Origin of the sequence: Methanosarcina spelaei, assembly GCF_002287235.1 — an archaeon.
GTDB classification, from domain to species: Archaea; Halobacteriota; Methanosarcinia; order Methanosarcinales; family Methanosarcinaceae; genus Methanosarcina; species Methanosarcina spelaei.
This window is the reverse complement of record NZ_LMVP01000446.1, coordinates 1-23,270: the sequence shown is the minus strand read 5'-3', so window position 1 is coordinate 23,270 and position 23,270 is coordinate 1. Positions and strand designations below refer to the sequence as shown.

Here is a 23,270-nt window from a genome sequence, read left to right as displayed (position 1 = left end):
CAAGTTTACTTGAATTATCGCAAGTAAATTTTAGTTGTATAAAAGTATTCCTTTTATTTATACGTAATGAAACTTTTTCATATAATTTTAATTAATGTTGCGCTGGCGCATCCCTTAGCAAGCTAGGGAGTATTCGAATGAAATAGTTTCAACGAGAAAAGCGAAAACACTTAAAATTCTCATTTGATTTTTTTCAAGAAATGTATTAATATTTTTGGAAGTTGCCCATTAGATGATTTTTTGGAGGTTTACTTGAAAGTGTCCATTTACTCTCAAGCGATATTTAATAAGAAGTTTACTTGAAAGTGTCCATTTACTCTCAAGCGATATTTAATGAGTTCATCCCAAAACCAATTTCATTCCCAAATCTATTATATTATTTTCATGTTGGAAATTAGAGCGAGTATTCAAAATTCAAGGTTTTGGAATAGGCTCAATAGATATTTAAAATTGGATTGTGTTTTATTTCGTCTTCAAACCCACTAAATTTCATTCTTTATCTATTGCACTCATATACCTGGGAAATAAAAACATGTATTTAGTAATGTTTTCCATCTTTACTGTTTAAGGCCCCATGTAACTACAGGTTCTCTAGCTATTGTATTTCCCCGAATCATTTAACTCCTCTGAACTCTTACTCCTATGAATTCCGCGTCCAACCTTGTGTATTTGTTTTTTTTCTGTTCTGATGCACATCTCTCGGGGGTTGAACGCTCCCGGAATATTAAGGTTCCATGTGACCCCAGGTTTTTTGGCTATTGCTTTTGCTTGAATCTTATTATTCCCCCAAATTATATATCCAATTTCACAATTTTTATATTCTCTATTCTGATGTGCATTTCCCAGGAGCTGGATGCTCCCGGGAGAAAAACCGTCTTGTTTCGGGTTGCTTTTTTGGAGGTTAAACCCTTTACCCAATCTAATAACTCAATAACTAGTAAAGATATGTATTTGAATAATGAATCTTAACTTCAGAGGTAACGTAATGTGGAAATAAGTAGTACCTTTTTAAGGAGAATTTACCTCGACGATAGTTGAGATCCGGGTAATCTCAACCCGCCGAGTTAAGCAAATCTATAAAGAATAATACGTTGTCACTTGCTAACTTCCTCATATTGGCAATACTCCTTATAGGCTATGTAAACAGTTATCTTCAGATGAGAAGAAGTTAATTGACCAGCTTATTTTGAGTGCGCTTCAATCGATGGGTATATAGAAATTCATTCTTTTTACACCAGATATCCTGGTTAAGGAATAGATTCATAATATTTTAGCTCCAACATTGTGTTTACTAGAGCAAGTAACTGGATCATCTGAAAGTCTGGAATCTTCCAGTCAGAAAAAGTGATCTGTTCTTTGTGAATGCTCTATTTTAATGGGGAGGTTTGGTAAAGATGCACAAAATGCATAATATACCGGATAATCTATATGTTCCGTCTAAGCTGCTAACGATTGTAGGAGCTCTTAATTGGGGTCTTGTAGGGCTACTTAACTTTAATCTGGTAGCAGCTATATTTGGGAAGAGATCCTTAATCTCACGGTTGATCTACACTCTTGTAGGTCTGGCTGGTGTCTACCTGGTGATTAAACACAAAGAAAAGTATTTAGCAAAGCACAGGAAGGCAAAGGGCGAGCACGAGTATAGCGGTAAACAATACAGTTGGAGCGGAATTCAATAAAATATGGGAATTGCCATTGCTTTGTATTTATTAAGAATGCGTTTTTAAACATTACTCAACTATATGTGCTTGCAACACCAAGTACATATTAATCTCTTTTTACCTGTAAGCTTTTATCAAAGGCTTTAAACAAAAAGTAAATTATATATCCTACATTCGGCAGCAAGCACATTCTAACACTTAAATATTCTTCATCATTAGTTTTTGTAGTTTCAGTTAAAAATCAGTATCATGAGGACTAGATATCTATTCTGATTTGTCGTTTCTCTCCTTTTGTTACAAATATATATTAATAATGTTATGGTTAACATTTAGTAATTTTTAATTTAAATTTAATTTAAATAGTTCTGAAAAAAACGATATCAATAGAAAAATTGAATGAATTTTTATGTCGACCTGCCGAAAGCAGGATATATTAGTTTTATCTGGAATTTTGGATACATCTTTTTGGTTTATGAGCGCCCAGGAGATTTTAAAAAGATATAAAAATCAAAATTATATCTCGTTATAAAGCTTTCTCAGCATAAGCGCGTCTTCTTCAAGAATAGGGCTCTCAAGTATTACCCTTCCTTGAGCTTTGAATTCTTTTAAGGCCTTCATAAGTTCGGGATAATTTAAGTCAGACTCTTTTAAAGTTAGGTGTCTCTTTTCTCCGTTCGTGCCGTATTCGACTCCTGAGATATGCATGTGCATATTCGAAAGCCCTTGTTTTCCAAGGTTTTCCTCCACTCTTGATAGAATTTCCGTAAACTCGGAGTAAGAGTTTTCTTTACCTTCTCTTGCGTGCAGATGGCAAAAATCAAGGCAGGGCATAATGCCTTCAATTTCTGCACTCAATGCAAGCACTTCTTCAAGCGTTCCAAACTGCGTACGCTTACCCATAGTTTCAGGGCGCAGGACTGCCTGGATTCCTTCGTCCCGGAGTTGTCCGGTAAGCTCTTTCAGGGCTTTTGATATATTCTCAAAGGTGTGTTTTTTAGTACTTTTCTGGTAAAATCCGGCATGCAGTACAATCGATTCGGCTCCGCAGAGGCTGCCTACTTTTGCGGCCTCGTAAATCCTTTCCAGGCTAGCTTTTAATTTTTCTTCTTCATAAGAGTTCAGGTTGATGTAATAGGGGGCATGGACACTCAGGGCTACTTCTTCTTTATTTGCAGTTTCCAGGACGTTTTTCGCCCCTTTTTCGCCCATGCGCACTCCCTGGACAAACTCAAGCTCCATACAATCAAGCCCAAGTTCCCTGATCCGTTTGATTCCTGATATACTGCTTGTTCCTTTTGTGCTTCTCGGAATTCCTCCGGTTCCGAAAAGCAGATCTTTCGAGGTCATTTTTAACTATCCTTTCAGAAAATTCCCACAAAGTCCTTTAGCTGCTTTGCTCTCTCAGGGGACAGCTTTTCGGTAATTACTGCAACCAGCTCTTCAAGATCTTCGTCCAGGGACTGAACATCCTCCTTTCCTTCAAGGGCAAGCCCTACAAGATAATCAAGTTCTTCGGGGCTCAGCCTCTCCAGTCTTTTTCTAAAATCTTCAGAGGATTCTGCAAACTTATGTGAGACCGGTCGCAGGATAAAGGGAAACTGGTGCCCTGCCTCTCTGGAAGTTAAGCTTCCTCTGGCCTCAGGAGCAAGCTTGTTAAATATCTCAATGTCCTTCGGTGTAAATTCTCTGGGCATACTATCACTTTATGGCTCTGTCCTGATTTATAACTACTTTGGTATAATTATAATGGAGTCTAACTGTTTAGTGTTAGTGAAACTACTTAGTGGTCAATTCTTAGTGCTTAATGCTTAATGTTCTTTTTCAGTCTGCCGTGCCTGTCAATCTCCCCTTTTGCAATCCTTGTCGAGGAAATCGGGATTCCATCTTCAGCCATTACATACTCAACGTATACGATCTCAAGGGGTTTCTTTCCTTTTTCTTCCCTGATACGGTTCATTTTAAGGGCGACCGGATAAGTCTCGGGAGAGACAATTATATAGTCGAAATCCTCTTCCAGAGCAGGACCATAGGGATCATTAAGCTTTGTAATTTCATATCTGTCGTCTGGGATTCCCATTTTTTTTATGTATTGCAGCAGCAAGGTTCTCCTTTTTTCATAATTATCGACGTTGTGGCTTTTACTTAGCATCTCGTCCGAGGTAAGTCCTATGTGGATTTTTCCATCCTTTGCTATCTCAAATGCTTTTTCAATCAGTTTGGCGTGACCGTCATGAAAATACTGAAACGTACCGCCGACTGCGACCTTTGGCATGATTGGTGATAATCTACCAAGTAAAAAGAATTTTTGGTTTTTTTCCGGTATTTTGGGAATTTTTACTCACTCTCTTTCTTTCCTTCTTTTTTCTACTTTCCTTCTTTCTTCTTTTCTCTTCTTTTTCCTCTCTTTTCTCTTCTCATTTTCTTCTCATTTAAGGCTCCACCATTTTTGCAGGATTCCTTATTTAGCATGAAAATACTGCCATCAGCATGCATTTTCATATAGTTGTGCATGTTATTCAAGGAATATCATGTTTGTTTTAGCATGAAAATACTGCCATCAGCATGCATTTTCATATAGTTGTGCATGTTATTCAAGGAATATCATGTTTGTTTTCAATAATATTAGGTAAAAAACATCTACTTTGTAAAAAATTTGTTTAACGCAGTTTAAATTTGATTTAATGGAATTTATGCCAATAATTTTAGCTATGGTAATTTTTAGTTATGTAATAAGGAAAAATGCCCTATTCAAATTTTCAACACACAATTAGTATTTATATATTTACTCAATTTGCAAAAAAAGATCACATAAAGTACTAATTTAGCAATAGTATATAGCATTAATTAAGCTTTTATCACTAAATATATGTTCATCTGCATTTTGCGCTGTTACTTAAAGGTACTAGGTGTAATTTTTTGATTTAATAAGCTATTTTAAACTATTTTTTCACTTTTAACGCCTTTCCATCAATTTTGACAAAATCTCATTTTTTCTTTTTTATTTTCTCTTCTTTCTCCTCTGTTTTGCGCTAGTTTTTTTAAATGTGAGTGCTAGAAAAACCTTCTTCTTTTTCTCCTCTATTTTCCAGGTTTCCCGGCAATATAACCGTGTTTCAGAGGCGGCGTAAAACACTTTCACCTTGCTTCCTCTAGTTATTTATACCTTCAAAACTATTGTGGAGCAACTGTTATGCACCTTATACAAACATGTGCATCTTAGGAGAATTTGTAATGAGCGAAATAGCACTTGAAGAGCTGCCCGGAGTTGGCCCTGCAACCGCAGAAAAACTCAAAGAAGCTGGATTTAATACTATTGAAGCAGTGGCTGTTGCCTCTCCTTCTGAACTTGCAACTACAGCCGAAATCGGGGAATCAACGGCTGCAAAAATCATCAATGCCGCAAGGCAAGCTGCTGATATAGGAGGTTTTGAGACCGGCGACATCGTGCTTGAAAGGCGGAAAATGGTAGGCAAGCTGACGACCGGTTGTACCGAATTTGACGAAATGATGGGTGGGGGCATAGAAACCCAGGCAATTACCGAACTATACGGAGAATTCGGTTCAGGAAAGACCCAGCTGGCGCACCAGCTTGCAATCAATGTCCAGATGGACAGGGAACACGGAGGACTTAACGGTTCGGTTATTATAATAGACACTGAAAACACTTTCAGACCTGAAAGGATTGCCCAGATGGTAAAAGGGCTTTCCGAGAAACACGGCATGGAGCTTGACCCAGAAGAGTTCCTCCAGAATATCCATGTCGCCAGAGCATACAATTCCAATCACCAGATCCTTCTTGTGGATTCTGCAACAGACCTGGCAAACGAGCTTCGGGATATGGGAAAACCCGTTCGCCTGCTAATTGTTGATTCGCTTATGGCTCATTTCAGAGCTGAATATGTGGGAAGGGGAACCCTTGCCGACCGACAGCAGAAACTCAATAAGCACATGCACGGCCTGCTCCGTTTCGGGGATTTGTTCAACGCTTCCGTGGTTGTAACAAATCAGGTCATGGCAAAACCCGATGCCTTCTTCGGTGACCCCACAAGGCCTGTTGGAGGACACATTGTGGGACATACAGCAACTTTCAGGCTTTACCTGCGAAAATCCAAAGGAGACAAAAGGATTATACGTCTAGTGGACTCTCCCAACCTGCCAGAAGGAGAAGCTGTTATCGCAGTCACTACAGCCGGACTAACAGACCAGTGAAATGTAGCTGTGAAATGCAGTAAAAGTAAGAAGCAAGCGTATCAAGAAGCAAGTGTTATTGAAGTAAACAATACGTAAATGGTAGGCATATTCAAAGCGGGTAGGGAAACATTTTATCTACTCTTACCCAATCTTTTTTATGAAATTCAAAGCTATCGTTGCCGACATTGACGGTACAATCACCTGCGAGAAAAGGGAACTTCATCTGGGGGCCATGAAAAAAATTCGTTCTCTTAAAGTTCCTGTCGTGCTTGCCACAGGAAATACTCTGTGTTATGCAAGGACAGCTTCAAGGCTTATAGGCCTTGAGGGAGCGGTAATTGCAGAAAACGGAGGGGCTGTTACTGTCCGCTTCGATTTACAGGGCACTTTTGAGGAAAGCCTTGAGGAATGTGAGAAAGCCTATTCTTTTCTTTCCGAATATTTCAAGCTCACCAAACTTGACCCTTTATACCGAAAAACCGAGATTGCCCTCAGAAGGGACTTTGATCTCGAAAAAGCCAGAGCTCTTCTCAAAACCCAGAACCTGGACATCGAAATGGTTGATACAAAATATGCCATCCATCTCAAGAGTACGAAAATTAACAAAGGGGTCGGCCTCCAGAAACTTGCAGGCATGATGGGGCTTGAAGCTGAAGATTTCGTAGCCATAGGAGATTCGGAAAATGACGTAGAGATGTTTGAAGCTTCAGGTTTTGGAATTGCTGTCGCAAACGGAGACGAAAAGATAAAAGAGGCTGCCAATTACGTGACAGATGCCTCATTTGGGGATGGAACTGTAGAAGCTATTGAATTTCTTGAATCTAATGGCTGGATTTGAAAAGTTTCAAAAAAAATTAATATCAGTTCGATCCCTCTGTTCTGATATTCCGGCTACACTGTTATCGGTGTAAACACGTTAAAACGGAATAATTTTATTTCCATCTTTATTTTGGAATTAACTTATGTTGAAATTCTCTCATCAATCCGTCTAACCATGCTATATGCATAAGGAATAAAATGCTTATTCCAAAACCTGCTTCCCGTAATATTTATGGATTCGAAATCTACTCCGCAAAGAGTATAACCGTTTTTTAAAAGCCACTCCTGTACTGCTCCCAATAACATAGTTCCTGTACCTGCTTTTCTTTCACTCTCCAGAACGTATGCACCGGTTATGTTCATAATGTCTTTGTGTTCCGAAACAAAAGTTTCAGCGTCTGGTTGAATTTTTATATACCCCAAAGGTTTTTCATCTTGATAAGCTGCCCATAAATGATGGTTAGCTTTTTTAAGCCAATCAGTTAAATTTTGAAACGGGTCTTCATTTATTCTGGGCATGAAAATAGGTGAGTTTCTGTAATACATGTTATGCTGTCTATGAATGTTTGTTAAAGCTGGTATATCAAGCTCATTGACTTTTTTAATTATAATGTTAGAGAGATTATTTTCAGGAGAAGGATTATTTTCAGGAGAAGGATTATTTTCAGGGGAAGAGTTATTTTCAGGAGAAGGATTATTTCCAGGAATGTTTTTTGATTCACAAATAGAGTCTACACAGCGCAGGCCAAATCCCTGCCAAAACCATAGATCAATAGTTTCTGTGTCATGCGCGAAAAATGTTAATGCGTGGGTAAAACAAGCATTTCTTACCCATTTTTCAGCTACATGCATATATAACTCCTGATAAATCATGCTTCTACATTCTTTTTTCCCGCCATGCCCATATAGAGGACTGTAAATTCCTTTACATTTCCCGAATAGTTCTCCAACTTCAAATCCGGCGATAAACCCAATTAATTCCTCATTTCTGACAGCAACAATGCCTGTTCCATTGTTAAATAAGTTCGTAATTAACTTTCTAAGAAAATATAGGTGTTCATCTTTGTAAGGCAAAAAAGGAATCGCTGTTTTTTCTTCGATGTATGCAGACATAATTAAATCCGCTGCTGCATTCACGTATTTTTCATTTAGCTGATCGAATTGAGTTTCAGGTCTCATGCTTCACCTTTATAATTATTCTTCTATGAATTGAAGTCTAGAGTCATTTTCTAACAGATGACCTAAAGGCGATTTTCCAACTTAGAATTAATTCTTAAGTGCGAAATAAATCCCTCAGCCCAAGATCCCATTGATCCCATAGTTCTTTCATATCTTTACTTGTCTTTAATATTTCAATAACAGTCTGATTGGGCTCTGCGAAGATCACGGGACTATCTTCTTCCCCGAGCTCTTTATTTACTTTCTTGGAAATCTTTTCTTTGTATATGGAAAACTGAGCATCACGGCCTGGCTTGTTGCCTCTTGCATCCAGTCTTATCCATTTATCCGGATCTTTTAAATATACAGCATTTAAGCCATGCAAGAATTTTATATTAACATCACGACTTGAAGAAAGTTTCTGATAACAGAACCCAGCAGGCACCCCGAAACATCTCAGCATGGCTGCAAACAGATGGGCTTTGGCACAACATATCCCATGGCCGGCTTCCAGAACCTCTGATGCCTTGCAGGTAACACTCATTTCCCCTATATCGCCCGAATGATTAATCTCATCCCGAACAAACTCGTAAACCTTCTTAATCAAGCTGATTTCGTCGTCAGTGCCCTTCCGTAGTTCAAGGCACTTATCAACAATCAGCTTATTATCAAAGTCTATAACTTCACTCTTTTTGAGGTAGTCCTGAAGATTATCACTTTCAGTGTACATTTTTACTCGCCTGTCAATAAGTACTAAAAGACCCTTCTATATGAAATTTAAGTTTGATACGAGAAACTACTTTTCTAAAATTGCCTGTGAACCTATTCCGAAACTCAAATTGTTCTTCTGGATTTCATATTTTGAATGTAATCGAGTTTCTGAGCAAAAGAACAGTTCTGAAACTTTATGGATTCAGGAATATAATTGGTTTAGAATGGGCTCCTTTTTAAATGTACGGCTCTAAAAAAGTAACATTGGAGTTTAATGTCATACTTAGAGCATAAATAAAATAAGAGTTTTAAAACCTTTGTTTTAATAATTGCCTGATTTTAACCAGAATTATCCTGATTATAGCTCCTATAAATTTTCTCTCCTTAATTAAACCTTTCAAAACTCCGTTTTTCATTAATTAACAGACTTCTATATATTTTTATTTATAAGTATGCTTATATTTTAACTGGCTTATACTGGGAATTGTCAAGCTGTGAATTGTCAGCGAGATGATAATTTAAATAAGGCTATAATAACAGTAAATATTTTAGGGGTAAGTAAATTATGAAAGTGAAAAAAATACTGGGTATTTTGCTGGCGCTCTGTTTTGTGCTGTCAGTGACAGCTGCGGCAGTAAGTGCGGCTCCTGTTAATGACAAATACGATGGTAAGCAAAAGTACGATGGTAAGCAAAAGTACGATGCTAAGAATAAGTACGATAGTAAGAACAATTACAACGACAAAAAGTATGACAACAATTATGGCAAGAAGAAGTACTTTATGCAAGGTCACTGGGGGTATAAAAAAGTAAAACACAACAAAGATAAAAAACACAAGTCTTTCTGGTATACCTTTGATAAATACTGGATCCCTGGCTACTGGTACTGGAAATAAGAAAGTATAATCATAGTGAAAATTGAATCTAAACAAAAAATTCTGACTGGCTGATGTTTAATTGTTTTACATTGGCCAGTTATGATGTTTTCCTTTTCCAATACAGGATATAAAAATGATACCGGAAACTTAAAATGTGAAAATTTTGTAGAGAGGAAGTAAAACCAAAATTTTTGCTTTACTATGTCATTTGATGTACTTTATTGTATTTATTTTATTTTTAACTGATATCTTTTAATTCAATTATTTTGTCATCTTTAAATCTGAAAATTGAACTACCTTTTAATTCAATTATATCTCCAGCTTTAAGTTCATCTGAAAAATCGACCGCTAAAATTCCGCAATAATCAATTAGCACTTCAACCTGGTCAGTGTTAAATTTAATATCTGTAATCTGCTGATTTCTTTCTTTAAATAATTGTTTGGCTTGCTCTGCCTGGCTCTTAAATTCTTCAATACCATTTGTTGTTAGGTTAATTTCTCCATTGGAAATATTTTCAAACTTTATTTCATCATGCATATTTGAAAGCATTCTGTCAATATCAAAACTATTATAGGCATCAATATAATTTTCAATAATTTTTTGATATAAGTCGCATCTCATATTCTCACTTATTATCTACAGTTAAATGGTACATAATTAGTTCCATACAGGACAATAGCCATTATTATACAATGTAATAACATTTATTAAAACTTTCTATACTAATCTAACGCTTAATCAATTAATACTAATCTAACGCTTAATCAATTAATACTAATCTAACGCTTAATCAATTAATACTAATCTAACGCTTAATCAATTAATACTAATCTAACGCTTATCAATATTGCAGTGAGTGAGCTAATCCCAAAACTAAAAGTTGCTTCTTTAATCTCGAATTTGCAATTATCACTTGAGCTTCTGATCACAAAACGTTTTTCATTTTTATGTAATCCTTTTTCTGCATATTCGTTATTCTGCAGTTATTTGAACCCTTTTTCCCCCAAATGTATGAATAGTTCTCGTTCCTGCAATACATTTTCCCAAATGTTCTGTTCCCTTCGGAATGAATAATTCGTCCCTGGAATTAAGAACAAACTCCTCGTCATTCAATACTGCCGTATACTAGCCACTAACACAAACCGTGTACTTGTCAAACTCATGAGTGTGTTTCTTTGAAACCCTGTCAGAATAACAGGTCCAAAAAGTCATCTGGCCACCGTCTGCACCTTTGTAATAATTCAGCATCAGTAAGCATTTCAGTATATTTATTACTTTAGCAGACATAAAACTATTGAGGTGAAACAATGCCAGCAAAAAAAGTAAAGAATGATAATAAAGAAAAAGAATTACTGGAAAAACTAGAATCAATAGATGAAAAAAGAGAAGATACAGCAGAACAAATAAATATAGAAGAGGAACCCGATGAAAGTAAAAGACCCAAATAAACGGTATGTTACAAACAAAGGACTTGATTTGATCCTTTTATTAAGTTAAATTCATTTACATTTATATACTTTTTTAAATAAAGTCAAAGAAAAAGAGAAATAATCCTTTTCTAGTTTGCTATATACTGGTCGCTAACACAAGCCATGTATTCATCAAATTATACTCATGACAATATTCACACGTTCTTTTACGGTCATATCTCTCTCAATTCTTAGTATCGGGCACTCCAGTCTGGAAAGCCAGATTTCGTGAAGTCTTTTGCTTCTGATTTCTATACCGCCTTCATCATACTTTTCGGCCCACTTTACAAACTCACTAGATAACTCATGCCTGTTTCCTCCGGGCTCAATAGCCGAACCGTATCTCTCTTTTTCTCTTTTTACCAGCCTGCTAATTCTAATATCCCGGAGTATCCACAGGTAAATAACCAGCTCGAAATGCGGGATAAATATATCGCCCCATCCGCATAGTGATCCTGATAAAATCCAGCTGTCATGGTTCTTCAGATCTTTCTTTAAAAGGGACTGCCGCTCTTCAAGAGGCCTGGGCCTGGTAAACGGTATTTCTGATGGAATCCAATAATAATCATCCGTATCAAAATGCTTATACTCTAGCTCGTTTGCTAGTGCTTTAGCAAGAGTAGTAGTACCCGAACCTGACGCTCCCAGAATATGTATTCTGCTAACCATACTTTATCACAGCTAGATTCCGTTTTTTGCTAGAATTTTTCCAAATTTCCTGTCATGAGTCCCACAAAGAAGAAATTGACAGTTATCAGCCCTTAAATGGTTTTTTTAACCACACAAAAGTCTCTCCATGGTTATATTCGATTTCAACCTGTTTATTGAAATCGTTTCTTAAATCAGCAAGGCCGCATTCATAGTCATCATTACTGATCAAATGAAACATGGAATATCCTCTGTTTTCTACCAACATGAAAAAATTCTGAGAGATTGAATGCTTGTGATTTGCATCTGTAGTCTCTGTTTTTGAAAATACAAAACCGTTGTTGATGGCACTTTCTATAATTTCAGGAATATCTGGATATCTTTTCTTTTCCACTTCTACAATTGTTGGAAAATATTTTACCCAGAACCTTGATTCTATTTGTTTATGGGACTCGGTAACAATACAGAGAGAGCCCCCCTGTTTAAGTACTCTATTCAACTCTTTAAACATTATACCAATATCTGGTATATGATGTATTACATCAGTCATATATATAAAATCGAAAAAGCTGTCCTCAAATGGTATTTTTTCATGGTTGCCTTTTTTGAAAACGACATCCTCACTTTTGTCAATGGCTTTTTGTCTCATCTCATCAGCCGGTTCAACCCCATACACATTAGCGTTTGTTATCCGCTTCAGAGCACAGGTGAAATTCCCAGTTCCACAACCAAAATCAAGTACGTTTGTTCCTTCAGAACAAGATAGACTTTCCAAAAATCGGTTTATTGTGTCTATGTTCTCTTTTCTTGTTAAATCATACTTCTTTGCCAGTTCGTTATAATTAATGTCCACAAGTCATCCCTTCCAATAGTAAATGAGAAGACCCAAAAACTCAAAATCATTTTCTTTTGATCTTACATTTTGAATAGTCACTTAAGAATTGTCACTTAAGAATGGTCACTTAAGAATTGTCACTTAAGAATGGTCACTTAAGAATTGTCACTTAAAAATTGTCACTTAAAAATTGTCACTTAAAAATTGTCACTTAAGAATTGTCACTTAAAAATTGTCACTTAAGAATTGTCACTTAAAAATGGTCACTTAAGATTCTGATCACAAAAACAAATCACAAAAATGATTCTGAGATATTCTTAATAATTCGAATGGGAGGATTTCAGAACCAACTCTATAAAAAGCATCAAATATAAATCAATGTGGGAATATACCAATTTCTATTTACAATTCTATTTACAATTCCAATAAACCGATAAAACCGATATTTTTATTTTTTATTTACATTTCTAAGGATGCTTTGCACAAATTCGTGCTTAGCATTTACATAAGATGTAATATCAGTTCTGAACTGTTCAGCTAATCTCACTTTGAGTTCCCCATAAGCTTTCACAGCTTCCGGATGATCCCTTAAGTAATCGCGAAAAGCTATATGCTCAAGATGACCTTTACCTTCTTTTGGACATACGTACATGTGGTAAGGCATGAAATCGTCCACAAAGGTTCTTTTAAAAGCCTCTCTGCCTTCAACACCCAGATTTCCTTCGTGTTCAAATCCTATCTTTGAAAGTCTGTCTTTTACAGCCGGAAAAACATCATATGAATCAATGACTACGTCAATATCGATAATAGGTTTTGAAGCAAGACCTTCAACTGCTGTGCTTCCGACATGCTCAACACCAACTATAAGGTCACCAGCACAATCAACGATCATTGCTTTTATTTTCAAAAATTCGTTTTTCCACTCATAATCGTATGGTACAACTCTTACGGTGCCTTTCATTTTTACATCCATACTTATTCTCCTGAAAAATACTTGAAATATTGGAAAACACAACAAATAATAATTATTTCATCTGCTTTTCCAGGATATAAGTTCCATTCATTTGTATTCGGTTAAGGATTTTGAGCTGCTGATCTCGATTTCGACGGAAAAACTCAAACCCAAATGTTTAGTGTTTAAATTGAAATCGATATCAGATTCCAGTTTTGCATTTGATGAATAATTTAATAAATTTTATGAAAATCAATGCAATTGATAACGATTTTTCCTTAACCGATGACCAATGAAGTTCCATTGTATTTGTCTCTGGGATTTTTGATTTTTACAACCTTAAATCCACATTTATTTATGTAAAAATTATGGTTTCTTCTGGAAAAACCTGGCGTATCTGTGTACCATTTTACAGCATCAGGATATTTTGATTCTATGAATTTCCAAATTATCAACCCCAGTCCTTTATCCTGTAACTTCGGATCAATAAAAATATTCCCTAAGAAGTTTACATTATTTTCTCTTATCCAGACTATTACAGCACCGATCGGTTTATCGTCTTTAGAAATTTTATATGCTTGAGAAGCAGGATTTAGAGCATATTTGCGTAGAAAATCTCCGTTATCATAGCCATCAGGACCCCCGGTTGGCTTATTCAAATGCCTTTGAGTATCTTCATCAAATGCACTTTTCATTACGGGTGTAAGGATATCAACATCCTCTTCCGTAAACCTTTCAAACTGAAGACCACCATATACTTCCATTCAATTCCCCTTCCTGTAAATAAATAAAACTCACATTTTTCCATTAATATCGATTATCATCGCAGTGCTTGACTCTTTGAAAATCACACTAAACGCGCCAGTAGTTCGGTTTGTCGTGTTGCTATCCCTTCTCTACATTCCAGGCCCTTCTGAACCCTTAGGTAAAGTCAGAAGCTTATATCGATTTTGCCCTTATCACTAAAAATGATGGAATTCTATAATGATACTCCTGTTCCGGGTATAGTTCTATTGACTTTCTTGAAGGGACTGGTTCTCTAAGTGAACTTACGTACATTCCTGCTTTTTCAATTGCTTCTGTATACTTTGATAAAGGTCTGTGATAGTGTAGTGTTTTGCCCCAAAAATTTAGCTCTTCTACTTTTTCATCCAGATAGTTTCCAATTTTTTTGTACATTTTAATGTTATTTTTGTTTTCCTCCCAATCACTTAAAAAGAAGCATGGGTGTGTTATTGAGAAAATAAAAGTCCCAGGCTTTTTTAATACCCGGGCTACTTCAAAAACAAATGATTCAATCTCAGGAATATCCATCAGTAACATATTGGCCACAGCAATGTCAAAGAACCTATCTTCAAAAGCTAACTTCCTGGTCAAGTCCATATTGTAATATTGAAGATTATGGTGGACATGCTTGCGTTTTGCTATGTTTAACATAGCATCTGAACCGTCAACAGCTGTAACTGACGCTCCTTTTCGTGCAAGTTCTAGCGAAAAAAAACCGTCACCGCATCCTGCATCGAGAACATATTTTCCTTTTACATTTCCTAATAACTCATTGACAGCAGCTAGGTATATTTGAGAATGAAAATTTCTTCCCTGATTGTTTTCTTCACTATAAGTTTCAGCAGCAATATCCCAGTGGTTTATGCTATCTACTCTCATTAATCAGCAGACTCCTGTCAAATAAAATTATCTTGCTAAATCAAAAATATTCATATTCCAGGTCTATTTTGTACGATATCTCAGATTCTGGTGCTCCGTCATTTATTGTTATGCCGGCGGCTTCTTATTTTTATATCAATAATTCTCCTTCCAGTACTGTTATCGCTTTTCCAGAAATTAAAACTCTGTTATCGGCAACGTTTACTCTCAGGATGCCACCGCGTTTCGAAGCTTGATAGGCAATAAACTCATCTTTGTTAAGCTTTTTTTGCCAGTAGGGTCCCAAACAGCAGTGAGCCGATCCTGTAACTGGATCTTCCAATACACCTATTTGTGGCGCAAAAAATCTTGACACAAAGTCATACTCCTTGGCTCTGCTTGTAACAATTACTCCTCTTGTCGGTACTTTCAAAAGTTTCATGAAATCTGGCTTCATCGTTGTGACTATCTCTTCGGACTCAACTTCTATCAGATAATCAAACTTATTCTTCCCAACGTAGGTTGCTTGAGTTCCAAGCGCTTCCAATAACTCTACTGAAGGTTCTGTTTTTTCTTCAGGTAGTGCCGGAAAATTTAGTTCAATCCAGCCATCACTCGTTTTTGCTGTCAATAAACCGCTTTTTGTGCTGAACTTTACCTCGATGTCTTTCCTTAAGTATCCTTTTTCCCATAGAATATGAGCACTTGCTAATGTTGCATGTCCGCACAGGTCGACTTCTGCGTTTGGGGTAAACCATCTCAGATTGTACCTCTCACCTTCTTTAATAAGAAACGCAGTCTCAGACAGGTTCATCTCACGAGCTATGTTCTGCATTAATTTCTCTTCCGGTTTCTCATTTAGAACACATACGCCTGCTGGATTTCCCGAAAATGGTTTTTCTGTGAATGTGTCTACCTGGTAGATCCTCATAGTGAATTCTCTCCTGAAATGATGGTTTCTGGAATGCTATGTTCTACTACTGATCTGTAATGGCTATGTCCTAATTGATAGCACTATCTACATAGCGAGAAATGTAATTATGTTGGCTGTCAGATGATTTGGAGTCCGCTGTGTACGATTGATCCTTTATCTCAAATATTCAATATTTATATCAGGTTGCAAAGCAATTCCTGGCTTTGCCAGTAGCTCAACAAACCTGAACCCTTTTGAGGGGTGAAACATATTTGCCGAGGCACAACTTCTCATTATCCAGGCAGTATCGAGCCCTCTCTCAGTACCTGCACATGCTAGCACAAGCTCCCCTTCAGGAATAATTCCAGCGTCAGTTGACATCAATACACTTTCTAAACATACTAAAGTCCCCGGAGAAATTAGCTCAAGTGTTTTTGCTATGATATCGAGGGATGTGACCTGGTGGAGATGCAATCTCATAGAAAAACTAGGTCCGAAAAAAGGAATTGTTCCCTGAATCATTTTTACATCAAGTTGATCCAGTATAACTCTGTTTTTTTCGGTAATGTTCATCGGAACACGGTGTAATCCCTCCTGTACCCAATTATTTTTTATATCCTCCAGCTCAGGAATATCACTAAAAACATCTTTTTCCATTTGATCTATTTCCCAATACATACCCTGAGGACAGGTAACACAAATTATGGTCTTATTGGTAATATTTCGGGCAATTTTTACAGCACTCTCCCCAGTTATGGAAGCAACAACAATATATTTAACAAAACTTGATTTTTCTCTAACAAGGTTAACAACCTCATCTGTGTTAACTGGACCAGGTCTTTCAAAAACTCGCATACGTTTCACATTCCCTTAATCGTGTGTATTTATTGGTTGGAAGGCAGGCAAATCATGTTATATACCGCCAAAAGATCAGGCGAGAGTTCTTCAAAAGATTTTAAACTTACAACTTCGTAGCTACAATTGAAACCAGATTAAATTAAATTCCACCCTCAGTCTCCATCATTTCAACATTCCTGCGAGCGTATTCATTGTCGCACGCAGCCCGTCTTGCCACGCCTCTTCAAAACATTTTAACTCTTTACGTTCCTGGATACTTACCGAATCACATTTTTTTCAGAGATTATATCACCAGTTACAAGAATGTAAACTGTTCACATCCTTAAACCAGTACGGCTGTAACTCAACCGGCACCCCGTTTGTGAACTCTTCCTTCAACCCAGGAAATGCAATTCCTATTTGTCCTCCTTTTTTAAAAGTGGAGCAAGATACTTTGACAAATAGTTTTCTTCGACTCCGAAATAGTTATAGGCATCAACACATATAACGATGTCAAAAAAACTCATTGGCAAATGGTAAATCGTGGACTTCAGCATGTATCGGAATTATCGTTTCTTCCAGTCCTATTGCCTTGATTCTGTCATAATTCTCAGCTGCACTGATCCAGAAGCCAGCTGCGAAAACTATGACATTATACTCTTTTGCCAGGAAAATTGAGGTTAATCCTCGCTCGCAGCCAAGATCAAGTACGCGCATTCCTTTCTCAATATTTAAAGAATCTGACAATTTCTCAACGATTTTCATCGAATTTGGGCCCATCATATTTTTCTTAAGAGATCAGTATCGTATTTGCAGTTCTTTTTAAGCATTTTTTGACACCTTTCATTTGTCAATTTTTTATTATTCTATACAGTCTGCTTTATAACCTACATTCGGCAGCAAGCACATTCTAACACTTAAATATTCTTCATCATTAGTTTTTGTAGTTTTAGTTAAAAATCAGTATCATGAGGACTAAATATCTATTCTGATTTGTCGTTTCTCTCCTTTTGTTACAAATATATATTAATAATGTTATGGTTAACATTTAGTAATTTTTAATTTAAATTTAATTTAAATAGTTCTGAAAAAAACGATATCAATAGAAAAATTGAATGGATTTTTATGTCGACCTGCCGAAAGCAGGTTTATAACTATTGTGGAGTTGTCATACGGGCGTAAACATTTATGTTCAATTTATCCAGGTTTGACTTTTGAAAAAAGGCGCATTAAATATTCCCAGGAACAATTCAATAGAAAAAGTGGCTCTTCACTTTTTTGAGTGGATAGTCTGCATTCACTTATCTGGCGCAATATATCCAAAATTTAGAAACATTTGTTGATATCACATAAATTTGATATCACATAAGCTTGAAATCACATAAATTTGATATCACATAAGCTTGATATCACATAAGCTTGATATCACATAAATTTGATATCACATAAGCTTGATGTTTCTTTTGCTGTGGCATAGCTACTTTCTAATTGAGCAATTATTTTCAACCTTACAAAACAGGCGCTGTTTCTATATAAAAGAAGAAATGTTTAATATTTGATGCTTCTTTTTGGACATATTGGGGTTACATTAGGGATATTTTTTGGACTTGGAATTTTTGTACCACGGATAAGAACTATCATAGATCCAAGATATCTGGCTATTGGAGCTCTTCTTCCTGACTTAATAGATAAACCTCTAGGCAGAGTTATCTTTGCTTCTACCTTTGAAAATGGACGTATTATAGGGCATACCTTATTGTTATCCTTTGTTTTCTTCCTGATAGGTTTGTACTTGTATAATAAAAAAAGAGATATCAAAGTTCTCTCCCTTGCTTCAGGGTCATTTTTTCACCTTATGGAAGACCAGATGTGGGCAAAACCTGCAACTTTATTTTGGCCCTTCCTCGGATTAAGTTTTCCTAAAGATCACTCTGACTACACAGGAATAGAATATTTATCCAACATGTTAGAAAAGTCTTTTGAGCTTGAGCTCTCTCGTGCTTTTATTCCTGAAATTATAGGAATGGTAGTTATAGTTATGTTGACTTTACACTGGTTAATAAAATATAGACAAAGCAAACTCTAAAGTAGAAAAGAATGTCTAAAAATCTATTAAAAAAGCTGTCTCAGAAACATTTTGGATTCCACAACTTGATAATATCGTCTAGATTTTTAATCTCACCTTTTATTTCACTCAGATACCTGGCTAGCTTGCTGTGGGGATGGAAAACTTCCCAGTAACCGTTGACGATAATATAATTTATCGGTTTCATTTTTCGGTCACTAATTTCTGACCAAATTAAACTATTTGGGTTATTATTTCCTTTATCGGATTTTTGAGTGGTGTTTGGGATATATTCTGTTGTTTGCAGCAAGGTAAGTCAGCACAATTTTGGTTTGAAGGTTTCTTATGTTTTTCAAATATTAAATTATACCTTTTTGGTCTTCAAAAAAGGGACGGCAGACTTTAATTAAATATAAAAAAGAAAACTAAGAGACCTAAGAATACCGAAAAATTAGCCCATTTTTGATTTTATAGGAATATAGTACTCAACTTCTGAGTTTTCGTTATCCAATCCAAAGTAACGGTTTTTATGATAAGCTAATATCAAATAGGGATAGGCTTCTTCGTATTCAGAATCAGGCAACCATTCTTTCCAGATGAATTCCCCTCCTCTGAACATTTCTCTTCCTTTGAAGGTGAACACTGCGTACTTAGTGGAGGGAAAAATCTTGCAAAACATTTCGAGGGGCATTTCATCGATTTTCTTGACTTCAAGGCCTACATATACGTAAAATTTTCCAGTCTCATCATAGTCATCTGGTTGGATATGTGCCTCATAAGTAACGTCATTCACTGTATTTTTTTCAAGTTTTTCGCCAGATTTCTCATACAGGTCATAAAAACGCTTCCAGAGTAGTCCAATTTCATTTTCTACATCCCATTCTTCTTTTAAATGAAACGGATTACCGTAATAGACGCAACCTATTAATTTCAAGGGTCCTTCATCAATGATTTCTATTTTCAGGGGTTTTGGAAAGTTATTGGTAGCCATATGCATTCTTCCGAAAAAAAAACAAAAAATGTACTTCTCGATAGTACACTTTAAGTTAACCCCTATTAACTACTTGTTTTTTATCCTTACTGACCATAAGCCCAATCTGGCCAGAGGAAAGAAAGCCATCTGGGGATTTCTGGTTTTTCCACTCTGTCAAACGAGGGAAAATAAGCTTTTAAATCTATAATAGGGGTTCCATCACAAGCATCAAGATTGGATACATGTAAGATCCCTTCTTTTTCGTTAAGATCTTCTATTTTGCATATTGTTATTGATATGGGGTTTGGACGGTATTCTGCACGAGTTGCAAATATCCCGGTTAGTCTATCCAGTGAATATGGAGGATAAACCTGAAGCACATTCCGATGTTCGCTATTGTCAATCATATTTGCCCACCAGAGCACGATTACATGACTGAAATTATTTAATTCTTTTAAACCGGGAATGTATTTATCAATAATTTCCAGGGATGTCTTCATACCATCTTTCCTTACATATCCGATTGGAGAAATCTTAATGGGATTTTCTTGTTTTGTGAGCTCTTCAGGTTGTCCTCTTAAAATTGAATAGTTGCTTGAATCTTCAGAACTTTCTAAACTTATAACAGGAAATATAACTTCTGTCAGGAGCTCTTCATCAGGAACTTCCCCCGGAGTGTTAATGTAAACTTCTCGCGGAGCTCCAATCATCTCACGACCACTTTCAATAATGTACTGCATCATCTCAGCGTACACTGAACCTATTTCTTCATAGGGACCTTTGTGGATAGCTGATAAAATTTTGTGTTTTGGCATAATTTTTATTTTTACTCTCTCATCGCCGTATGCATCGCCCTGAAAGGGTATGCCAACCTCATATTTCATTTTTTCTGGCTGTACTTCAGTTGGGCTAGTGTAATATACCGAAAAAGGGGGTTGAGTAATTAGGAGTCCTTTTTGCTTGATCCATCCTGCTAATTCTCCGATTATTTCTCCCATGTCCTCTACCGAACCTTCATGAGAAATACTAGCTACTTGATGTTCTTCCACGATTTTCAGTTTGATTTCCACGTTAAGTTCTCCTCTAACTTTTTACTTACGCAATGAACTGAAAAACCAGTAAGATAAAAACTGAAAGCTGCAAATATGTATCAATTCGTTATTTATTGTGTCTGGAAATTGTTTAAAATATGTATCCGTTTGTTATCTATTGTGTTTTATCGTTTCTCATTATGTTTGATCGTTATTCGTATGTTTGATCGTTGCTCGTATGTTTTATCGTTGCTCGTATGTTTTATCGTTTCTCATCATCTTCGATCATCAATCATCGTGTTTGATTATTTTTTATTATTTTTGATTTTGTTTGATTTGCTTTTAGTTTGTGTTTGGTTTACGTTTCAAATGTGTAAGCAAAATAATTGCATATAGAGGTTGGAATTCATGGTATTAAAGATTCACTCTTTAGTGGAATAATATTCCACGTTTTTGTGAACCGCAGGTCCAGAATAAAATATCTCAAGGTAGTAGTTTGACTCTGTTCCAAAATCCAGTGATTTTTGCATTTTTGATAGAAAGTCTTAATTAGCAAGAAGAATCCAGTTTTTATCAAAATCGATATTCGCTATCTAAAGACTTGAATCACTAAGTTGTATTACATGGATGGTGACCATTTATAAAATCTAGTGATTTTGAGTTTTACATTCATCACTAGATTTTGGTACTGAGTCTAGTAGTTTAGAAAAAATATTTATTTAATTAAAAAAACAACTTAGTTATGGATAAAAAAAGCGACTTGGATCCATCACAAGAATTTCTAATTAGTTTTTCCGATGATATCGTTTCTATTTTAAAAACAATCGCCCATATTAACCGATTTACGATTTTAGTCCTTCTTTTAAACGGACCTTCGACATTCCAAATGCTTCTTGAACAGATAGATATTAAAAAATCGGCACTAGCCAATCATTTAGCCGAATTAAAAGATAGTAATCTGGTGGAAAAAACACACCACGGCACTTATGAAATAAGTGAAAATGGAAAAAATTATATCAAATCAATTGAAAAAATTTATAGAGAAAATAAAGTTATTGAAAAGAAAGTTTGGGAAGCAAAGCAAAGAGAACAGCTCTCGAAGTCTTTCTTGGAACGTAAACAGTAATTCAGGAAACTAAATCTTAATAAAATTGTTTTATAGTAAATCTTATAAATCTTTTTTGAATCCTACTTCCGCACTATTTTTCACACATAATTTTCTTCGTATTTTTCCCCATCAATCTCAGTACTTTGATTGTTTTCTCATCTACGGAAAATGTGGAAGTTTTACTCTGGAAAATAGGATATATTCAGTTCTTGAATATGTTTTTTGAATGCACATTCAAGTCCAATCATGCGTCAATCATTTTTTTTGTTTTTGTGCCTCTCATATAAGATTATAAACATTGTAAATCCGGCCACAGTAACAATCCCGTTTTTTATTCCGTATGTTATGTCACTATGCATATATCCCGTAATAATACTTGATGCAAAAAAAAAGATAATCAGTCGTGAAATATAATACAACTTCTTATTTTTATTTAGGCATTCGTCAATTTTGTTCAACGATCATCACTTCCCATTATAAATTACGCGACATTAAAGAATGCACTTAACATACTCAATTATTTTTGCCTCACATGGGATCTCAAAAACAAATTCAGAACCAGGAATTCCAGTGTTTACTTTAGGTCCTGAACCTGTATAGTCATTGTGAGATTGCCATTCTTATCATATGTGTCGTATTTTAGAAGTACCCATGTCTCCTGGTCAACCCAAATTTTATTAGTTTGCATTAAATTATAGGTATTACTACTATTTCCGGGTTTAATTTTTAACAAGTATCTCTCTTTATTCAGTTGTTGTTTTCCAATTAGAGCTACATTTGGGTCGTGCACTATTAGTTGGTTGATATTATTCCAAAAACAATTTTAGTGCCGTATACCTTTTTTAATTTATTATAGTTAATAGCACGCTTGATAAACGAAAAATAAGGCATTTCTAATACTGAAAATTAAGCGCATAATTTAAAAAATATCAAACCCAGTAGTTTTACTGCGAAAAATAAATTGAATAATTTATTTGTTACTATTCAGGTAGCCTTTTTAGGGCTACACAATTTTTCCTCTTTTCGAGGAAAAATTGGATTTACAATGAGTTATTTCTATCTTTGATGAAACGTGAAGAGATTCTTGCTCTGTGTACTTCAAATCCTGAAGTTATTGCAACTTACATTGAGAGTCTTGAATCTCAAATAAAACAGCTTAGTGAAAAATTGCAAGTTTTAGAATCTCGCTTAAATCAAAATAGCAGAAACAGCAGTAAACCTCCTTCTACTGATTTTTTTGTCAAAGGAAAACCTAATCCCAAGAGTCTCCGTAAAAAGAGCGAAAAGAACCCTGGAGGTCAAGAAGGTCATCCAGGAACAACTCTTAAAATGGTTGATAATCCTGATTAGGTAATAGAGCATTCTTTGAACTGCTGC

Annotated in this window: 27 protein-coding genes and 1 pseudogene; 8 read left to right on the top strand and 20 right to left on the bottom strand. The window is 35.7% G+C overall.

The window, feature by feature from the left end:
- Positions 1–591: 591 nt before the first annotated feature.
- Positions 592–918, bottom strand: a complete 327-nt coding sequence (locus tag ASJ81_RS16390) for a hypothetical protein (RefSeq protein WP_095645299.1) — start codon at positions 916–918, stop codon at positions 592–594.
- A 476-nt stretch (positions 919–1,394) separates the two neighbouring features.
- On the opposite strand from ASJ81_RS16390, the gene ASJ81_RS16385 reads away from it, so the two are divergent.
- Positions 1,395–1,679, top strand: coding sequence for a DUF378 domain-containing protein (locus tag ASJ81_RS16385; RefSeq protein ID WP_245860228.1), 285 nt, complete (start codon positions 1,395–1,397; stop codon positions 1,677–1,679).
- 495 nt (positions 1,680–2,174) lie between these two features.
- Here the strand turns inward: ASJ81_RS16385 and ASJ81_RS16380 are convergent, their stop codons facing one another.
- The 3 genes from ASJ81_RS16380 to ASJ81_RS16370 all read right to left on the bottom strand — a co-directional run bounded on the left by ASJ81_RS16380 (position 2,175) and on the right by ASJ81_RS16370 (position 3,933).
- Positions 2,175–3,008, bottom strand: a complete 834-nt coding sequence (locus ASJ81_RS16380; RefSeq protein WP_095645298.1) for a TIM barrel protein — start codon at positions 3,006–3,008, stop codon at positions 2,175–2,177.
- Positions 3,009–3,022: 14 nt separating this feature from the next.
- Positions 3,023–3,355 (bottom strand): hypothetical protein, encoded by a 333-nt coding sequence (locus tag ASJ81_RS16375; RefSeq protein WP_095645297.1) that lies wholly within the window; start codon positions 3,353–3,355, stop codon positions 3,023–3,025.
- Between the two features lie 107 nt (positions 3,356–3,462).
- Positions 3,463–3,933 (bottom strand): phosphopantetheine adenylyltransferase, encoded by a 471-nt coding sequence (locus tag ASJ81_RS16370; RefSeq protein WP_095645296.1) that lies wholly within the window; start codon positions 3,931–3,933, stop codon positions 3,463–3,465.
- A 959-nt stretch (positions 3,934–4,892) separates the two neighbouring features.
- On the opposite strand from ASJ81_RS16370, the gene radA reads away from it, so the two are divergent.
- Both radA and ASJ81_RS16360 read left to right on the top strand, forming a co-directional pair.
- On the top strand, positions 4,893–5,870 hold the full coding sequence (gene radA, locus ASJ81_RS16365) for a DNA repair and recombination protein RadA (RefSeq protein ID WP_095645295.1): 978 nt from the start codon (positions 4,893–4,895) through the stop codon (positions 5,868–5,870).
- 139 nt (positions 5,871–6,009) lie between these two features.
- Positions 6,010–6,690 carry a phosphoglycolate phosphatase gene (locus ASJ81_RS16360; protein WP_095645294.1) on the top strand — a complete coding sequence of 227 codons (681 nt, stop codon included), beginning with the start codon at positions 6,010–6,012 and terminating at the stop codon, positions 6,688–6,690.
- Positions 6,691–6,812: 122 nt separating this feature from the next.
- Here the strand turns inward: ASJ81_RS16360 and ASJ81_RS16355 are convergent, their stop codons facing one another.
- On the bottom strand, positions 6,813–7,850 hold the full coding sequence (locus tag ASJ81_RS16355) for a GNAT family N-acetyltransferase (RefSeq protein ID WP_095645293.1): 1,038 nt from the start codon (positions 7,848–7,850) through the stop codon (positions 6,813–6,815).
- Positions 7,851–7,944: 94 nt separating this feature from the next.
- On the bottom strand, positions 7,945–8,559 hold the full coding sequence (locus ASJ81_RS16350) for a transglutaminase-like domain-containing protein (RefSeq protein WP_095645292.1): 615 nt from the start codon (positions 8,557–8,559) through the stop codon (positions 7,945–7,947).
- A 546-nt stretch (positions 8,560–9,105) separates the two neighbouring features.
- On the opposite strand from ASJ81_RS16350, the gene ASJ81_RS16345 reads away from it, so the two are divergent.
- Positions 9,106–9,435 (top strand): hypothetical protein, encoded by a 330-nt coding sequence (locus ASJ81_RS16345; protein ID WP_095645291.1) that lies wholly within the window; start codon positions 9,106–9,108, stop codon positions 9,433–9,435.
- 220 nt (positions 9,436–9,655) lie between these two features.
- Here ASJ81_RS16345 and ASJ81_RS16340 read toward each other — a convergent pair whose 3' ends face one another.
- Entirely contained in the window at positions 9,656–10,039 is a 384-nt protein-coding gene (locus ASJ81_RS16340; RefSeq protein WP_095645290.1) for a nuclear transport factor 2 family protein, read from the bottom strand.
- Between the two features lie 351 nt (positions 10,040–10,390).
- Complete coding sequence (locus ASJ81_RS23875; protein ID WP_245860227.1) at positions 10,391–10,531, bottom strand: hypothetical protein; 141 nt, start codon at positions 10,529–10,531, stop codon at positions 10,391–10,393.
- A 194-nt stretch (positions 10,532–10,725) separates the two neighbouring features.
- On the opposite strand from ASJ81_RS23875, the gene ASJ81_RS22920 reads away from it, so the two are divergent.
- Positions 10,726–10,866, top strand: coding sequence for a hypothetical protein (locus ASJ81_RS22920; protein ID WP_155396760.1), 141 nt, complete (start codon positions 10,726–10,728; stop codon positions 10,864–10,866).
- A gap of 153 nt (positions 10,867–11,019) precedes the next feature.
- Here the strand turns inward: ASJ81_RS22920 and ASJ81_RS16330 are convergent, their stop codons facing one another.
- From ASJ81_RS16330 to ASJ81_RS23870, 8 genes are all read right to left on the bottom strand, one after another.
- A complete protein-coding gene (locus ASJ81_RS16330) occupies positions 11,020–11,556 on the bottom strand; it encodes an AAA family ATPase (RefSeq protein WP_095645289.1) in 537 nt (178 codons plus the stop codon).
- 85 nt (positions 11,557–11,641) lie between these two features.
- Positions 11,642–12,388, bottom strand: coding sequence for a class I SAM-dependent methyltransferase (locus ASJ81_RS16325; protein WP_212556098.1), 747 nt, complete (start codon positions 12,386–12,388; stop codon positions 11,642–11,644).
- 430 nt (positions 12,389–12,818) lie between these two features.
- Positions 12,819–13,343 (bottom strand): GrpB family protein, encoded by a 525-nt coding sequence (locus ASJ81_RS16320; RefSeq protein ID WP_095645288.1) that lies wholly within the window; start codon positions 13,341–13,343, stop codon positions 12,819–12,821.
- A 257-nt stretch (positions 13,344–13,600) separates the two neighbouring features.
- Positions 13,601–14,086, bottom strand: coding sequence for a GNAT family N-acetyltransferase (locus tag ASJ81_RS16315; protein WP_095645287.1), 486 nt, complete (start codon positions 14,084–14,086; stop codon positions 13,601–13,603).
- Between the two features lie 175 nt (positions 14,087–14,261).
- Positions 14,262–14,987 carry a class I SAM-dependent methyltransferase gene (locus ASJ81_RS16310; RefSeq protein ID WP_095645286.1) on the bottom strand — a complete coding sequence of 242 codons (726 nt, stop codon included), beginning with the start codon at positions 14,985–14,987 and terminating at the stop codon, positions 14,262–14,264.
- A gap of 130 nt (positions 14,988–15,117) precedes the next feature.
- Positions 15,118–15,897 carry a PhzF family phenazine biosynthesis protein gene (locus ASJ81_RS16305; protein ID WP_095645285.1) on the bottom strand — a complete coding sequence of 260 codons (780 nt, stop codon included), beginning with the start codon at positions 15,895–15,897 and terminating at the stop codon, positions 15,118–15,120.
- Between the two features lie 156 nt (positions 15,898–16,053).
- Positions 16,054–16,734: a pyruvate kinase alpha/beta domain-containing protein gene (locus ASJ81_RS16300; RefSeq protein ID WP_095645284.1), complete on the bottom strand. Its 681-nt coding sequence runs from the start codon at positions 16,732–16,734 to the stop codon at positions 16,054–16,056.
- Between the two features lie 495 nt (positions 16,735–17,229).
- Entirely contained in the window at positions 17,230–17,481 is a 252-nt protein-coding gene (locus ASJ81_RS23870) for an SAM-dependent methyltransferase (protein ID WP_245860226.1), read from the bottom strand.
- A 793-nt stretch (positions 17,482–18,274) separates the two neighbouring features.
- Between ASJ81_RS23870 and ASJ81_RS16290 the strand changes: the two genes are divergently transcribed.
- The gene (locus ASJ81_RS16290; protein ID WP_095645283.1) at positions 18,275–18,802 is read left to right on the top strand and encodes a metal-dependent hydrolase; all 528 of its coding nucleotides are present in this window, start codon (positions 18,275–18,277) and stop codon (positions 18,800–18,802) included.
- 40 nt (positions 18,803–18,842) lie between these two features.
- On the opposite strand, the gene ASJ81_RS22915 is transcribed toward ASJ81_RS16290, so the two are convergent.
- The 3 genes from ASJ81_RS22915 to tsaA form a co-directional block, all read right to left on the bottom strand.
- Complete coding sequence (locus tag ASJ81_RS22915; RefSeq protein WP_170943353.1) at positions 18,843–18,989, bottom strand: hypothetical protein; 147 nt, start codon at positions 18,987–18,989, stop codon at positions 18,843–18,845.
- A gap of 243 nt (positions 18,990–19,232) precedes the next feature.
- Positions 19,233–19,772, bottom strand: a complete 540-nt coding sequence (locus tag ASJ81_RS16280) for a GyrI-like domain-containing protein (protein ID WP_095645281.1) — start codon at positions 19,770–19,772, stop codon at positions 19,233–19,235.
- Positions 19,773–19,858: 86 nt separating this feature from the next.
- On the bottom strand, positions 19,859–20,824 hold the full coding sequence (gene tsaA, locus ASJ81_RS16275; RefSeq protein WP_095645280.1) for a tRNA (N6-threonylcarbamoyladenosine(37)-N6)-methyltransferase TrmO: 966 nt from the start codon (positions 20,822–20,824) through the stop codon (positions 19,859–19,861).
- Positions 20,825–21,527: 703 nt separating this feature from the next.
- On the opposite strand from tsaA, the gene ASJ81_RS16270 reads away from it, so the two are divergent.
- Positions 21,528–21,911 (top strand): ArsR/SmtB family transcription factor, encoded by a 384-nt coding sequence (locus ASJ81_RS16270; protein ID WP_095645279.1) that lies wholly within the window; start codon positions 21,528–21,530, stop codon positions 21,909–21,911.
- Positions 21,912–22,467: 556 nt separating this feature from the next.
- Here ASJ81_RS16270 and ASJ81_RS24690 read toward each other — a convergent pair.
- Positions 22,468–22,683: an outer membrane lipoprotein-sorting protein gene (locus ASJ81_RS24690; protein ID WP_170943352.1), complete on the bottom strand. Its 216-nt coding sequence runs from the start codon at positions 22,681–22,683 to the stop codon at positions 22,468–22,470.
- A 272-nt stretch (positions 22,684–22,955) separates the two neighbouring features.
- On the opposite strand from ASJ81_RS24690, the pseudogene ASJ81_RS16260 reads away from it, so the two are divergent.
- A pseudogene (locus ASJ81_RS16260) lies at positions 22,956–23,240 on the top strand (DUF6444 domain-containing protein); the annotation flags it as partial.
- Positions 23,241–23,270: the final 30 nt, after the last annotated feature.

Coding starts and splice junctions, on each gene's coding strand:
- ASJ81_RS16385 (WP_245860228.1), top strand. CDS start 1,395: ATGCACAAAATGCATAATATACCGGATAATCTATATGTTCCGTCTAAG.
- ASJ81_RS16380 (WP_095645298.1), bottom strand. CDS start 3,008: ATGACCTCGAAAGATCTGCTTTTCGGAACCGGAGGAATTCCGAGAAGC.
- ASJ81_RS16375 (WP_095645297.1), bottom strand. CDS start 3,355: ATGCCCAGAGAATTTACACCGAAGGACATTGAGATATTTAACAAGCTT.
- ASJ81_RS16370 (WP_095645296.1), bottom strand. CDS start 3,933: ATGCCAAAGGTCGCAGTCGGCGGTACGTTTCAGTATTTTCATGACGGT.
- radA (WP_095645295.1), top strand. CDS start 4,893: ATGAGCGAAATAGCACTTGAAGAGCTGCCCGGAGTTGGCCCTGCAACC.
- ASJ81_RS16360 (WP_095645294.1), top strand. CDS start 6,010: ATGAAATTCAAAGCTATCGTTGCCGACATTGACGGTACAATCACCTGC.
- ASJ81_RS16355 (WP_095645293.1), bottom strand. CDS start 7,850: ATGAGACCTGAAACTCAATTCGATCAGCTAAATGAAAAATACGTGAAT.
- ASJ81_RS16350 (WP_095645292.1), bottom strand. CDS start 8,559: ATGTACACTGAAAGTGATAATCTTCAGGACTACCTCAAAAAGAGTGAA.
- ASJ81_RS16345 (WP_095645291.1), top strand. CDS start 9,106: ATGAAAGTGAAAAAAATACTGGGTATTTTGCTGGCGCTCTGTTTTGTG.
- ASJ81_RS16340 (WP_095645290.1), bottom strand. CDS start 10,039: ATGAGATGCGACTTATATCAAAAAATTATTGAAAATTATATTGATGCC.
- ASJ81_RS22920 (WP_155396760.1), top strand. CDS start 10,726: ATGCCAGCAAAAAAAGTAAAGAATGATAATAAAGAAAAAGAATTACTG.
- ASJ81_RS16330 (WP_095645289.1), bottom strand. CDS start 11,556: ATGGTTAGCAGAATACATATTCTGGGAGCGTCAGGTTCGGGTACTACT.
- ASJ81_RS16320 (WP_095645288.1), bottom strand. CDS start 13,343: ATGGATGTAAAAATGAAAGGCACCGTAAGAGTTGTACCATACGATTAT.
- ASJ81_RS16315 (WP_095645287.1), bottom strand. CDS start 14,086: ATGGAAGTATATGGTGGTCTTCAGTTTGAAAGGTTTACGGAAGAGGAT.
- ASJ81_RS16310 (WP_095645286.1), bottom strand. CDS start 14,987: ATGAGAGTAGATAGCATAAACCACTGGGATATTGCTGCTGAAACTTAT.
- ASJ81_RS16305 (WP_095645285.1), bottom strand. CDS start 15,897: ATGAGGATCTACCAGGTAGACACATTCACAGAAAAACCATTTTCGGGA.
- ASJ81_RS16300 (WP_095645284.1), bottom strand. CDS start 16,734: ATGCGAGTTTTTGAAAGACCTGGTCCAGTTAACACAGATGAGGTTGTT.
- ASJ81_RS23870 (WP_245860226.1), bottom strand. CDS start 17,481: ATGAAAATCGTTGAGAAATTGTCAGATTCTTTAAATATTGAGAAAGGA.
- ASJ81_RS16290 (WP_095645283.1), top strand. CDS start 18,275: ATGCTTCTTTTTGGACATATTGGGGTTACATTAGGGATATTTTTTGGA.
- ASJ81_RS22915 (WP_170943353.1), bottom strand. CDS start 18,989: ATGAAACCGATAAATTATATTATCGTCAACGGTTACTGGGAAGTTTTC.
- ASJ81_RS16280 (WP_095645281.1), bottom strand. CDS start 19,772: ATGGCTACCAATAACTTTCCAAAACCCCTGAAAATAGAAATCATTGAT.
- ASJ81_RS16270 (WP_095645279.1), top strand. CDS start 21,528: ATGGATAAAAAAAGCGACTTGGATCCATCACAAGAATTTCTAATTAGT.